Annotated in this window: 11 protein-coding genes; 3 read left to right on the top strand and 8 right to left on the bottom strand. The window is 66.3% G+C overall.

Features of this window, described 5'->3' with window-relative positions:
* Positions 1-45: 45 nt before the first annotated feature.
* The 7 genes from GH266_RS21630 to GH266_RS21600 form a co-directional block, all read right to left on the bottom strand.
* The gene (locus GH266_RS21630) at positions 46-717 is read right to left on the bottom strand and encodes a nitroreductase (RefSeq protein ID WP_158195681.1); all 672 of its coding nucleotides are present in this window, start codon (positions 715-717) and stop codon (positions 46-48) included.
* A 94-nt stretch (positions 718-811) separates the two neighbouring features.
* Positions 812-1,261: a RidA family protein gene (locus GH266_RS21625; RefSeq protein WP_158195680.1), complete on the bottom strand. Its 450-nt coding sequence runs from the start codon at positions 1,259-1,261 to the stop codon at positions 812-814.
* 36 nt (positions 1,262-1,297) lie between these two features.
* Positions 1,298-2,950: a benzoate-CoA ligase family protein gene (locus GH266_RS21620; RefSeq protein WP_158195679.1), complete on the bottom strand. Its 1,653-nt coding sequence runs from the start codon at positions 2,948-2,950 to the stop codon at positions 1,298-1,300.
* A 51-nt stretch (positions 2,951-3,001) separates the two neighbouring features.
* Entirely contained in the window at positions 3,002-4,201 is a 1,200-nt protein-coding gene (locus GH266_RS21615; protein ID WP_158195678.1) for an acyl-CoA dehydrogenase family protein, read from the bottom strand.
* Positions 4,202-4,228: 27 nt separating this feature from the next.
* Complete coding sequence (locus GH266_RS21610) at positions 4,229-5,098, bottom strand: enoyl-CoA hydratase family protein (protein ID WP_158195677.1); 870 nt, start codon at positions 5,096-5,098, stop codon at positions 4,229-4,231.
* Positions 5,091-5,666: a MarR family winged helix-turn-helix transcriptional regulator gene (locus tag GH266_RS21605; RefSeq protein WP_244953732.1), complete on the bottom strand. Its 576-nt coding sequence runs from the start codon at positions 5,664-5,666 to the stop codon at positions 5,091-5,093. Before GH266_RS21605 ends, GH266_RS21610 begins: the two co-directional genes overlap by 8 nt.
* Before the next feature lie 10 nt (positions 5,667-5,676).
* A complete protein-coding gene (locus GH266_RS21600; protein ID WP_158195676.1) occupies positions 5,677-6,450 on the bottom strand; it encodes an SDR family NAD(P)-dependent oxidoreductase in 774 nt (257 codons plus the stop codon).
* A gap of 211 nt (positions 6,451-6,661) precedes the next feature.
* Here GH266_RS21600 and GH266_RS21595 point away from each other — a divergent pair, with 211 nt between their 5' ends.
* Entirely contained in the window at positions 6,662-9,001 is a 2,340-nt protein-coding gene (locus GH266_RS21595; RefSeq protein WP_158195675.1) for a bifunctional salicylyl-CoA 5-hydroxylase/oxidoreductase, read from the top strand.
* A gap of 132 nt (positions 9,002-9,133) precedes the next feature.
* On the top strand, positions 9,134-10,525 hold the full coding sequence (locus GH266_RS21590; protein WP_158195674.1) for a DUF418 domain-containing protein: 1,392 nt from the start codon (positions 9,134-9,136) through the stop codon (positions 10,523-10,525).
* A 13-nt stretch (positions 10,526-10,538) separates the two neighbouring features.
* Here GH266_RS21590 and GH266_RS21585 read toward each other — a convergent pair whose 3' ends face one another.
* Positions 10,539-10,901, bottom strand: a complete 363-nt coding sequence (locus tag GH266_RS21585) for a hypothetical protein (protein ID WP_158195673.1) — start codon at positions 10,899-10,901, stop codon at positions 10,539-10,541.
* A 424-nt stretch (positions 10,902-11,325) separates the two neighbouring features.
* Between GH266_RS21585 and GH266_RS21580 the strand changes: the two genes are divergently transcribed.
* Entirely contained in the window at positions 11,326-12,492 is a 1,167-nt protein-coding gene (locus tag GH266_RS21580) for an ABC transporter substrate-binding protein (protein WP_158195672.1), read from the top strand.
* Positions 12,493-12,562: the final 70 nt, after the last annotated feature.

Below are 12,562 nucleotides of genomic sequence, written 5' to 3'. Positions count from 1 at the left end.
ATGCAGAAGTCTATCCACAGGGTGAAAGCCAGCACAAGCGTGCGTTTAGAACCCTCTGAAGCTCGCAATATCCCCGACCGGGGCACGGTCACTCCTCCAGCGGTTGACCGGCGCCGCAGCATCCGCATGCCCGAGTGCAATGGCGCAGAACAGCATGTGTTCGGGATCCGGACGAAGGTGGCGCGCGACCGTTCCGTGCCACTGCGCCCAGGCTTCCTGGGCGCAGGTGTGGAGCCCATGCGCCCGGGCCGCCAGCATCACCGACTGCAGGAACATCCCGCAATCGGCCCATTGCGGCGGGCCCATGGAGCGGTCCAGATAGATGAAAAGGCCGACCGGCGCGCCGAAGAGGCGGAAGTTCCTGCGGAACTGGCGGCCGCGCCCCGCCTTGTCCTCGCGGGAGACCCCAAGCGCAGAGTAGAGCGCTTCTCCCACCTGGAACCGGCGAGAGGCATAAGGCTCCTTCAGGTCTGCGGGATAGATGCGGTACTCCGGCGTCTCGCCGCGCGGCATCTCCTGCATCCTTGCCTCGACATCGTCGAGAAGAGCAGCCAGGGGTGCGCCCGTCAGCGCATGGACGTGCCAGGGCTGAAGGTTGCCGCCGGAAGGAGCACGGCCGGCAGCGACCAGAATCTCGCGCACGACACGCTCCGGCACCGGATCGGGGCGGAATGCCCGACAGGAATAGCGGCTGTCGAGCGCATCGAGAACGTTCATCGCAAAGGCGCTCCGGCGGCAGGGTGACTTGGCGTGCCACCCTGCCTTCGCCGCCCGATGCGATCAAGGGGCCTTGTGGAAACTGCGGAGCCGGTCACACCGGCACGATGGCCGTTCCCTCGATCTCGACCTTCGCCTCCGGCTCGACCAGCGCGACCACCTGAACCACCGCCATGGCCGGATAGTTGCGGCCCATGACCGCGCGGTAAACGGGGCCCAGCTCCTTCAGGCATTCCCGGTAGGCGTCGATGTCGGTGACGTACCAAGTCAGCCGGGCGATATGCTCCGGACCGCCTCCGGCCGCGCCGACGACCGCCACGACGTTTTCGAGCGTCTGGCGAATCTGGCCGAGAAAGTCGGGCGGGAAGACGCCATCCGGCGTCCAGCCGATCTGGCCGCCGGTCAGCACCATCCGCCCTTCGCCGGCCATGCCATTGGCATAGCCCCTCGGGACGGGCCAACCTTCCGGCTGCAGGGCCGCGAGCGGTGAAGGTACGGAGGCACGCGCGGGCATCGCGGTGGCGGTGTCGGCTGTCTTGCTCATTGGGTCTTCCAGGTCCCGATCTTCAATTGTTCGCGTTCAAGACGCGGCGGATCTTGCGGCCGGCGGTTCGCCTTCTCCTGCAGCCAGTTCGCGCAGAGCGAAACGCTGCAGCTTGCCGGTTTCGGTGCGCGGCAACGCGGTGACGAATTCGATGGCGCGCGGATATTTGTACGGAGCGAGCTCCGCCTTGATGTAGTCCTGCAGCGTCTTGACCAGGGCCGCGTCGCCGGCAACGCCCGGCTTCAACACCACATAGGCCTTGACGATGCGGCCGCGGTCCGGGTCCGGCGCTCCCACCACACCGCATTCGGCAACCGCCGGATGAGCGAGCAGCGTGCCCTCCACCTCAGGACCGGCGATGTTGTAGCCCGACGAGACGATCATGTCGTCGGAGCGCGCCTGGTACCAGAAGTAGCCATCGGCATCGCGAATATAGGTGTCGCCCGTGACGTTCCATCCATCGATCACATAGGCGGTCTGGCGATCATCGGCGAGGTAGCGGCAACCGGTGGGGCCGCGCACCGCGAGCCGCCCGGGCGTGCCGTCCGGCACTTCGTTGCCGTCCGGCCCGATGACCTTGGCCTCGTATCCGGGCACGGGCTTTCCGGTTGCTCCGGGGCGCACCTCGTCCTCGCGCGCGGCGATGAAGATGTGCAGCATCTCGGTCGCGCCGATGCCATCGAGAATACGGATGCCGGTCGCCGCCTGCCAGTCGTCCCAGGTCGCCTTCGGCAGCGCCTCTCCGGCCGACACGCATTTGCGCAAGGAGGAAAGATCCGCATCGCCCTTCTTGGCGAGGATCGCTCGATAGGCGGTCGGCGCGGTGAATATCACCGTCGGGCGCATCTCCGGGATCGCCTTCAGCAGATCGTCGGGTCCGGCGCGCTCCAGCAGGATCGCCGTCGCGCCGACCCGGAAGGGAAACAGCACGAGGCCACCGAGCCCGAACGTGAAGGCGAGCGGCGGCGAGCCGATGAACACGTCGCTTTCCTGCGGGCGCAGCACTTCGCGCGAATAGCAGTCGCAGATCGCCAGCATGTCGCGATGGAAATGCATCGTCGCCTTCGGAACGCCCGTCGTGCCGGAGGTGAAGCCGAGCAGGCAGACATCGTCCGCGGCGGTATCGCAGGCCGTGAAGTCCGGCGAGGCGGATTCCATGCGGCGCTCCAGCGAGCCTTCGTCGCCGCTGCCGGCATAGAGGATCGTCGTCAGCCTGTCGGTGCGGCCGCGGGTCAGCTCCATCTCTTCGGCGAGACGATGGTCGCAGACAGCGAGCGACAACTCGGCCTTGTCGACGATGACGGCGAGTTCCTTGGCGCGCAGCAGCGGCATGGTGGCCACGACGATGCCGCCGGCCTTCAGAATGGCGAAATAGACCGCCGTCATCATCGGCGTGTTGGGAAAGCGCAGGAGCACCCGGTTGCCCGGCTGCAAGCCGAAGTCGGCAACCAGCACATTGGCGATCCGGTTCACCTTTTCGGCGAGTTCCGCATAGGTCCAGCGCTCGGTCGGGGAAACGAGGGCCAGCTTGTCACCGCGGCCTTCCGCGACGTTCCTGTCGATCAACTCGACCGCGCAATTCATGCGCTCGGGATAGCCGAGCCTTTCCAGATTGATGAAGTCGGGCCAGAGCTCACGCGGTGGCAGATTGTCCGCCGCGAAAGTGTCGGTGTGGGCTGAGCGGGCCATTCGGCACTCCTGTGGAAGGTTGGGGCGGCCGGTTTCCGGCGCGTTTTATGGTCATTCGGCCGCCACCGCGGAGGAGCGGCGGGCGGCATGGTCGGCAATCGCCTGCCGGGCGATCACGATCTTCTGGATTTCGGTTGCACCCTCGTAGATGCGCAGGGCGCGCACGTCGCGGTAGAGTTCTTCCATCTTGCAGCCGACGCGCACGCCATGGCCGCCGTGAAGCTGAACCGCGCGGTCCACCACCTTCTGGGCATTTTCGGTCGCCACCATCTTGGCGAGCGCCGCCTCGCGGGTTACCCGCGGCGCGCCCATGTCCTTGGTCCAAGCGGCGCGATAGACCAGCAGCGCAGCCGCATCGACGTCGGCGACCATGTCGGCGAGCGCCCCTTGCGTCAGCTGGAGGTCGGCAAGCGGCGCCCCGAACAGCTGGCGGCTGGTGGTGTGCTCCAGCGTGTCGGCCAGTGCCCGCCGCGCAAACCCGAGCGCCGCTGCACCGACGGTAGAGCGGAAGATGTCGAGCGTCGCCATCGCGACCTTGAAGCCCTCCCCCGGCCGGCCGAGACGCGCCGAAACAGGCACCCGGACGCTATCGAAGGACAGGGTCGCCAGCGGATGCGGCGCGACCGTGTCGATCCGCTCCTTGACGGAGAACCCGGCCGCATCCGCGTCCACCACGAAGGCAGAAAGCCCGCGGGCGCCCGGCGCCTCGCCGGTGCGGGCGAAAACGACGTAGTGGTCGGCGATGCCGCCGTTCGAGATCCACGTCTTCTCGCCGGTGATGCGGACATGATCCGGCCCGTCGGCCTCGGCGAGTGTGGCGAGGGCTGCCACATCCGATCCGGCCTCCGGCTCGGACAGGGCAAATGCCGCGATCTTCTCGCCGCGCATGACCGGCGGCAAGTAGCGGTCCTTCAACTCGTCGGAGCCGGCAAGCGTGATCGAGCCCGTTCCCAGCCCCTGCATGGCGAAGGCAAAATCGGCGAGACCGTTGTAGCGGGCCAGCGTTTCCCGGGCGATGCACAGGCTGCGAACGTCCAGCCGCTCATGCAGGCCGCCATGGGAGGCCGGCACGGCCGCACGCAGGAGGCCTGCCTTTCCAAGGGCTGCGACCAGCCGGCGGCAGGAACCGTCGACGTCGTGATGGTCGGCAAGGCCGGCGACCTCGGCGGCGGCAAAGGCCTCCACCCGCGCGGCGAAAGCCCGATGTCCGTCATCGAAGAACGGCCACTCGAGAAAGCTCAGGTCGGTCATCGCATGCTCCTCCTCGACGACGGCGCGTCAATTGCCCTCGAAGACGGGCTTCTGCTTCGCTGCGAAGGCCTCGAAGGCCCGGCGGTAGTCTTCGGTCTTCATGCAGACCGCCTGCGCGAGCGCCTCGGCCTCAATGGCCTGGTCGACCGACATATCCCACTCCATGTGGAGCATGCGCTTGGTCATGGCGTTGGCGAAGGTCGGGCCGGCGGACAGGCTGTCGGCGAGCGCCTTCGCCTCATCGAGAACGGTTTCGGACGACGCCAGACGGTTGAAGAAGCCCCAACGCTCGGCCTCCTCGCCGCTCATGACGCGGCCGGTATAGAGAAGCTCCGAGGCACGCCCCTGCCCGATGATCCGCGGCAGGATGGCGCAAGCGCCCATATCGCAGCCGGCAAGGCCCACCCGGTTGAACAGGAACGCGACCTTGGCGCCGGCCGTCCCGACACGCAGGTCCGACGCCATGGCGACGATGGCGCCGGCACCGACGCAGACGCCGTCGATGGCCGCGACGATCGGCTGCGGACACGCGCGCATCGCCTTGACCAGTTCGCCGGTCATGCGAGTGAACTGCAGCAGTCCGGGCATGTCGCGCGACAGAAGCGGCTCGATGATCTCGAACACGTCGCCGCCGGAGCAGAAGTTGCCGCCGGCGCCAGTGACCACCACCGTCTTCACTTCCTCGTCGAACTGCAGGGCGCGAAACAGGTCGCGCAACTCCGCATAGGAATGGAAGGTGAGCGGGTTCTTGCGCTCCGGGCGGTTCAGTGTGATCACCGCTGTCTTGCCGTCCACGTCGAGGCGGAAATGGGTCGGCTGATACTCTCGCACGGGCAGCGTGATCGAATAGGTCTCCTGCGCGCCAGCGTGCGGGGCGGAAACGGCGGCATCAGCCATTGGACGGCTCCTTGTCGGTGGAAGTCGTTGTGCGTGTCGGGTCGGCGGCAGTGCGTGCCGATGTCTTCGCCCGTCCCAACAGGCGCATCAGGTCGTCGATGTCGGCATCGGAAAGATCCGCGAACAGGTCGCCGATCCAGTCGCCATGGGCATGCGCCATCGCCTCGAAGCCGGAGCGCCCTTCCGGCGTCAGGCTGACGAGAGCCGAACGCCGGTCTCCCGGCGCCGGGCGGCGCTCGACAAGCCCGTCCTGGACGAGACGCTCGACAAGGCCCGTGACATTGCCGGCCGAGACCATCATGCGCCGGGACAGATCGCCAAGGGTCAGCCCCTCGGGCGCCTTTTCCAGCTGCGCCATCAGGTCGAAACGCGGCAGCGTCACGTCGAACTCACCGCGCAGCCGCGAGCGGATCTCGCTTTCGATCAGGTTCGTCAGCGTCAGCAGGCGCAGCCAGAGGCGCAGCTCCGCACGATGGTCGTCGCCGTGCACGCGGGTTTCCGCGTCGAGCAGGATCGCGGCGGCGTCCGCCCCACTCTCCGTCATGCCGCCATTTCCGCTCTCATCCATCTGCACGCCCTCACATCACCTCGCCGCCGGCGACCGCGATCGCCTGCCCCGTCACCGAACGGGCAGCTTCTCCCGCCAGCCAGGCAACCGTGTCGGCCACTTCATCCGGGTCGATCAGCCGCTTCTGCGGATTGTCGCGAACCATGTCGGCGATGATGTCCGCCTCTTCGCGGCCCGTCTTTTCGCGGATCCTGGCAACGCTCTCGCGCACGAGATCCGTGTCGGCGAACCCCGGGCAGACCGCGTTGACGGTCACGCCGGCTTCGGCCGTTTCCAGTGCCAGGGACCGCGTCAGGCCGATCACCGCATGCTTGGCGGCCACATAGGCCGAGACATAGCGATAGCCCTTGAGCCCGGCGGTGGAGGCGACATTGACGATGCGCCCCTCGCGGGCCTCGATCATGTTCGGCAGGACCGCATGGCAGGCGTTCACGATGCTCATCAGGTTGAGGGAGAACATCCGTTCGAAGCGCTCGGGCGACGTCTTGAGGAAGGGAGCGCTCTCCGCCTGCCCCGCGTTGTTGACGAGGATGGAGATCCGACCTTGCTCCGCTTCGGCCTTGCGAAGCGCTTCCGTCAAGGCGTCCCGGTCGGTGACATCGGCGGCGGCAAAACCCGCAGCACCGATCTCCTGCGCCGTTGCAGCAGCCCGCTCGGCATTGCGGCCAAGGATGGTGACGGACGCGCCCCCGGCAATCAGCCGACGGGCGATGGCAAGCCCGATACCGCGCGTTCCCCCGGTTACCAGGGCGTGACGGCCGTGAAACGGAGCCTCTTTCGCCATGCCTCTCCCCGAAATTTTCCGGTCGTTGCCGCACCACCAGAACGACGTTGCGTCCCGAATTATTTTAAGCTTAAAATATCTGCGAGGGGGACGCAAGCGCATCCATGCGGCGACCCGATACCGGCGGCACGCCGGCCTGACGGGAGGCCAGCGGAAATCCGGCCGGCGGCGATGTCCCGCAAACCGAGAACGGACAGGGAAGGATCTGGTCATGCGTATCGAGGTCATCGGCGGCGGCCCGGCAGGGCTCTATTTCGCGATCCTCATGAAGAAGGCGCGCCCGTCGGCCCGCATCACCGTGCACGAACGCAACCGGGCGGACGATACGTTCGGCTTCGGCGTGGTGTTTTCCGACCAGACGCTGGAAACCTTCGAGAAATACGACCGCGAGAGCTATCGCGCCATCACCGAGAACTTCGCCTATTGGGACGACATCGCGATCCACTACAAGGACGCGAGCTTCCGTGTCGGCGGCAACGGTTTCTGCGGCTGCTCCCGCCGTACGCTGCTGCTGCTCCTGCAGGAGCGCGCCCGCGAACTGGGTGTGGAGATGCACTTCCAGGCGGACGTGCCGGGTATCGAACAGTTCCCCGACGCCGACCTGATCGTCGCAGCCGACGGCATCAATTCGGCGGTGCGCGAGGCGCATCGGGACCACTTCCGCCCGTCCGTCGACATGCGCCCGAACAAGTTCACATGGATGGGCTCCACCAAGCCGCTCGACGCCTTCACCTTCTACTTCAAGGAAACCGAGCACGGCATCTTCATCGCTCACACCTACCAGTATGAGCCGGGCCGCTCGACCTGGGTCCTGGAGACCGATCCGGAGACCTTCGAGAAGGCCGGCATCGGTGCGATGTCGGAGCAGGAATCCGCCGACTTCCTGGAAGGCGTGTTCGCGGAGGAGCTCGACGGCCACAAGCTGCTGATCAACCGCTCGATGTGGCGCAACTTCCCGATGATCCGCAACGCCCGCACGACGATGGGCAATGTGGTGCTGCTGGGCGACGCCAAATCGACAGCACACTTCTCCATCGGCTCCGGCACCAAGCTGGCCATGGAGGATGCCATTGCGCTCTACGAGAGCGTCATGCGCAAGCCGACCATTGCCGATGCGCTTGCCCATTTCGAGGAAACGCGCCGCGAGGAGGTGGAGAAGACCCAGCATGCGGCGGACGTGTCGCTGGTCTGGTTCGAGCACGTGAAGCGCTACTGGCACATGGACCCGGTGACCTTCGCCTTCGGTGTGATGACCCGCTCCAAGGCGATCACCTACGACAATCTGGAGCTGCGCGCGCCCGATTTCGTGGCGGCCGCGACCCGCGCCTTTGCCGAGAAGGTCAAGGCGTCCGGGCTCGACGTCGACACGCAGAACCCGACGGTGCCCGCCTTCCAGCCGCTGCGCCTGCGCGAGATGCAGGTCGCGAACCGCTTCGTCGTCTCGCCGATGTGCATGTATTCGGCCGTCGACGGCATGCCGCAGGACTTCCACCTCGTCCACTACGGCTCGCGCGCCATGGGCGGCGCCGGCCTCGTCTTCACCGAGATGACCTGCGTATCGCCGACCGCGCGCATCACGCCGGGCTGCGCCGGCCTGTGGACCGACGAGCAGCAGAGTGCATGGACGCGGATCGTCGACTTCGTCCACGGACAGTCGGATGCGAAGATCTGCCTGCAGCTCGGCCATGCCGGGCGCAAGGGTGCCTCGAAGCTGATGTGGGAGGGCATGGACCGCCCGCTGCCCGAAGGCGAGGCCTGGCCGATCCTGTCGGCGTCTGCCCTGCCCTACTATCCGGAGAGCCAGACGCCGAAGGCGATGGACCGCGCGGACATGGATGCGGTGAAGGCGGATTTCGTCGCCGCCGTCGAGCGGGCAATCGCCTGCGGCTTCGACATGATCGAGCTGCACTGCGCCCACGGCTACCTGCTGGCAAGCTTCCTGTCGCCGGTCACCAATCAGCGTGACGACGAATATGGCGGCTCCATCGAGAACCGCCTGCGCTATCCGCTGGAGGTGTTCGAGGCGATGCGGGCGGCATGGCCGAAGGACAAGCCGATGTCGGTCCGCGTCTCGGCGACGGATTGGATCGAGGGCGGCATCACCGGCGACGACAGCGTCGTGATCGCCCGCGCCTTCGCTCAGGCAGGAGCCGATCTCATCGACGTCTCCACCGGACAGACCAGCCCGGCGAGTTCGCCCGTCTACGGCCGCATGTTCCAGACGTCCTTCGCCGACCAGATCCGCAACGAGGCCGAGATCGCCACCATGGCGGTCGGCGCCATCACCTCGGCGGATCAGGCCAACACGATCCTGGCGGCTGGGCGTGCGGACCTGATCGCGCTCGGACGGCCGCATCTGGCGGACCCGTCCTTCACCCTGCGCGCGGCTGGCGACTATGGCGTCGGCGACATCTTCGCGCCGAAACAGTACCAGCCGGGCAAGTTCCAGCTGCTGCGCAATGCCGAGCGTGCTCGCGAGGAATTGAAGGAGCTGAAGCTCAAGGCGAAGCCGAAGACGCACAACCCGGCCTACCGCGAAGCCGCGGAATAAGGCGGAAAACCTGGCGGACTGATCGGGGCGCGACCTGCGGCAGCAGGCCGCGCCCTTTGCAATCACGCTTGTGCGACTCGGCGCCCGGGAGTAAGCAGTCGCGCAAGTTTTCTCCTTTCCGGACATCACACCGTGGATCAAAGCATCCGTCGGACCAGCATCGATGCGGCCGCAAGCGCGACCGGGTCGAGCCGGCTGGTCGTGCTGGACGCCCTGCGCGGCCTTGCGGCCCTCGGCATCCTGTGGCGCAACATCTTCGTCTTCGGCATGCCGGCGGTCGCCTTCTCCCTGCCCGAGGAATGGGGCGAGGCCGTCGTCTCGAATGTCGCTTCCTGGCTGTTCGTCGTCATCTTCGTAGACGGAACCATGCGCGGGCTGTTCTCGCTGATCTTCGGCGCGACGGCGATCCTGCTGATGGAGCGGCACGCCCGCAATCCGGGGGGATTGCTGGCAGCCGACCTTTATTTCCGCCGATTGATGTGGCTGATCGCCTTCGGCATCATCCATGGGTATCTGCTGCTGTGGCCGCATGACGTGCTCTACGTCTACGGTCTTCTGGGCATGTTCCTCTTCGTCTTCCGCAATCTGTCGGGCCGCAAGCTGCTGGCCATCGCCCTCGTGATCTTCGCAATCTCCTCGCTGAAGGACGGGACGGGCCTGTCGCTCGACCAGATCTCGAGCGATGCGTTCGAGGCGGCCCAGAGCGAGCAGGTGCTGCCGGACGAGGGAACCGGCGCGCAGCCGAATGTCGCCGGCCAGCCTCCGTTGGCACCGCCCCAGGACAACGCGCAGCAGGAAGCGGAACAGCAGGAGAGCGAGGACGAGGCGGCCATGTTCGAGGAGCTGGAGCGCATGGCTCTGGCGGAGATGGATGAACGCCTAGCCGGCTATACCGAAGTGGTTCGCAACCTTGCTCCCGAAACATTCCAGGAGCAGACAACGCTGTTCTTCACCGACCACATTCTCGATGTCGGCGCGATGATGTTCTTCGGCATGGCCCTGTATCGCCTGGGAGCCTTCTCGGGCAGCTGGACCGCAGGGCAGTACGCGGCGATGGCTCTCGCCGGCCTTTCGGGCGGCATCCTCCTCGGTTTCCTGGTCCATGGCACCAACGCGATTCCCGGATTCGAGAGCTGGTCGCTCGGATCGTGGGATGCCTATTTCTACAATCTTCGGCGACTGCTGATCGGTCTGGGCCTGATCGGCCTGGCCAATCTGCTGGCGCGCGGCGGCGCGGGACGGGTCCTGCTCGCGCCCTTCGTGGCGGTCGGCAAGATCCCCCTCACCGTCTATATCGGCCAGACGGTGATCTGCGGGGTCGTTTTCTACGGCTTCGGTTTCGGCCTGTTCGGATCGATGGAGCACCATCAGCTTCTGATGGTCGCACTCGGCATCAACGTCGCGCAGATCCTCCTCGCCCTCGCCTGGCAGCGCACGGGACGTCAGGGCCCGCTGGAATGGCTGTTGCGCTGGCTGGTCCAGCAAGGGCCGCAGGCATCCACAGACGGCGACCGGAAAGCTTGATACGGGCAGGACGTCAGTCGCAACCCCGACGCGATGAGACCGCGACGCCGCCCAGCTGCCCGCCTCCCGAGACGACGCCAGTCGACCGGCAGCGCTCCCGGCGGGTCAGCGGGCGCGGTTCTCCGGCCATGCAGGCGGCGTAGGCCTTGTCGAAGGCTGCCTGCCACGCCTCCGCGTTCACCCGGCCGAGCCCCTGCAGCGCGACAATGCCGCCGGCCGTTCGTGCGCCGCGCGCGGCGCCTCCAGGGCTCCAGCCCGCGCCGAAACGGTCGCGCCCTGCGAGACCACCGACGATGGCGCCGTCGATGCCGGCCGCGGCAACATCGTCCGCATCCGGCCCTCTCGGCGTGTCCTGATCGGCAAAGTCGGATGCCATGTCGATACAGGCTTGCGAGCGAGTCGGATCGACCGGTTCCGGACCGGAATCAGCGCGGCCCGCCGACGACATCGACAGCAGGCATGCAAGCGCGCCGGCAAGCGCCGCGGCTCGTTGGCCTGCATTCCCTTTCCCGCACCGTATCGCCATCTTCACCGCTCCTCAGGCTGCCCTGCCCTCAACGCAACCACAAAATGCCTGCCGGAAACACCTTGGAGCCTATTCGGTTTCCGCTTTCCGCATGCTTAACTTGCGCGTCCGTGCATGACGGGGCTTCACAGAGGAAATATTTTAGGCTTAAACTATTTCCAGGCCGCCGGGAGAGCGGAAGCGGCGGAACAACCGCGATAACGACCATATGCCATCCAGATGCACGCAGGGGGCCGCAGAGCCTCGATGCGGGCGGTCCTGAGGGGAGACTACAATGAAGCGTATGTTCACGGCGGCAGTTGCCGCAGCGGCACTTGGCCTGACCGGCATGGCCGCTCAGGCCGAAAGCCTGAAGATCGGTTTCCTCGCCACGCTGTCCGGCCCGCCGGCCGCGCTTGGCGAGCACATGCGCGACGGCTTCCTGCTCGGCGTCAAGCAGGCGGGCGGCAAGCTCGGCGGCCTCGACACCGAGGTTCAGGTGGTCGATGACGAGCTGAAGCCGGATGCGGCTCTGACCAAGGTACGCGGCCTCATCGAGCGCGACCAGGTCGACATGCTGGCCGGCATCGTCTTCTCCAACGTGATGATGGCCGTCTACAAGCCGATCATCGATGCCGAGAAGATCTTTGTCGGCGGCAATGCTGGCCCCTCGCCGATCGCCGGCAAGGCCTGCTCGCCCTACTTCTTCACCACGTCCTACCAGAACGACCAGAACCACGAGGCGATGGGCAAGTATGCCGAGGATGCCGGCTACAAGCGCATGGTCATCATGGCGCCGAACTACCAGGCCGGTAAGGACTCGCTCGCCGGCTTCAAGCGCTACTTCAAGGGCGAAATCGTCGACGAGATGTACACACAGCTCGGCCAGCTCGACTTCTCCTCGGAGCTGACCAAGATCGCAGCGGCCAAGCCGGACGCCGTCTTCGTGTTCATGCCGGGCGGCATGGGCGTCAACCTCGTCAAGCAGTATGCCCAGGCAGGTCTCGCCGGTCAGGTGCCGTTCCTGTCGGCCTTCACCGTCGACGAGACGACGCTGCCGGCGACCCAGGACACCGCACTCGGCCTGCTGTCGGGCGCGCAGTGGGCACCGAACCTCGACAACGAGGCCAACAAGGCCTTCGTCGCTGCCTTCGAAGCGGAATACGGCTACGTTCCGTCCATCTACGCCTCGCAGGGCTATGACGCGGCGCGCCTGATCGACGGCGCCGTGAAGAAGGCCGGCGGCAAGGCCGACAAGGCCAAGCTCATGGCTGCGATGAAGGAAGCTCCCTTCGAGAGCGTGCGCGGCGACTTCAAGTTCAACACCAACCACTTCCCGATCCAGGACGTGTACGTGGTGAAAGCCGTGAAGCGCGACGACGGCAAGTATGCGACCGAGACCGTCGAGATGGTGTTCGACGACAAGATCGACGCCTATGTCGGCGAGTGCGGAATGAACTGATGCAGTTCCCCGCCGGGGCCTGTGCACGCCCCGGCGGGATTTTCGCCCGACCCCATCCCATCGCAATGCT

The organism is Stappia indica (genome assembly GCF_009789575.1).
Taxonomy (GTDB): domain Bacteria; phylum Pseudomonadota; class Alphaproteobacteria; order Rhizobiales; family Stappiaceae; genus Stappia; species Stappia indica_A.
The sequence above is the reverse complement of the archived record's forward strand: the minus strand, read 5'-3'. Positions and strand labels throughout refer to the sequence as shown.

What these genes read in the sequence shown, in the direction of transcription:
- GH266_RS21630 (WP_158195681.1), bottom strand. Translation starts at nt 717, where the DNA reads ATGAACGTTCTCGATGCGCTCGACAGCCGCTATTCCTGTCGGGCATTC.
- GH266_RS21625 (WP_158195680.1), bottom strand. Translation starts at nt 1,261, where the DNA reads ATGAGCAAGACAGCCGACACCGCCACCGCGATGCCCGCGCGTGCCTCC.
- GH266_RS21620 (WP_158195679.1), bottom strand. Translation starts at nt 2,950, where the DNA reads ATGGCCCGCTCAGCCCACACCGACACTTTCGCGGCGGACAATCTGCCA.
- GH266_RS21615 (WP_158195678.1), bottom strand. Translation starts at nt 4,201, where the DNA reads ATGACCGACCTGAGCTTTCTCGAGTGGCCGTTCTTCGATGACGGACAT.
- GH266_RS21610 (WP_158195677.1), bottom strand. Translation starts at nt 5,098, where the DNA reads ATGGCTGATGCCGCCGTTTCCGCCCCGCACGCTGGCGCGCAGGAGACC.
- GH266_RS21605 (WP_244953732.1), bottom strand. Translation starts at nt 5,666, where the DNA reads ATGGATGAGAGCGGAAATGGCGGCATGACGGAGAGTGGGGCGGACGCC.
- GH266_RS21600 (WP_158195676.1), bottom strand. Translation starts at nt 6,450, where the DNA reads ATGGCGAAAGAGGCTCCGTTTCACGGCCGTCACGCCCTGGTAACCGGG.
- GH266_RS21595 (WP_158195675.1), top strand. Translation starts at nt 6,662, where the DNA reads ATGCGTATCGAGGTCATCGGCGGCGGCCCGGCAGGGCTCTATTTCGCG.
- GH266_RS21585 (WP_158195673.1), bottom strand. Translation starts at nt 10,901, where the DNA reads ATGGCATCCGACTTTGCCGATCAGGACACGCCGAGAGGGCCGGATGCG.
- GH266_RS21580 (WP_158195672.1), top strand. Translation starts at nt 11,326, where the DNA reads ATGAAGCGTATGTTCACGGCGGCAGTTGCCGCAGCGGCACTTGGCCTG.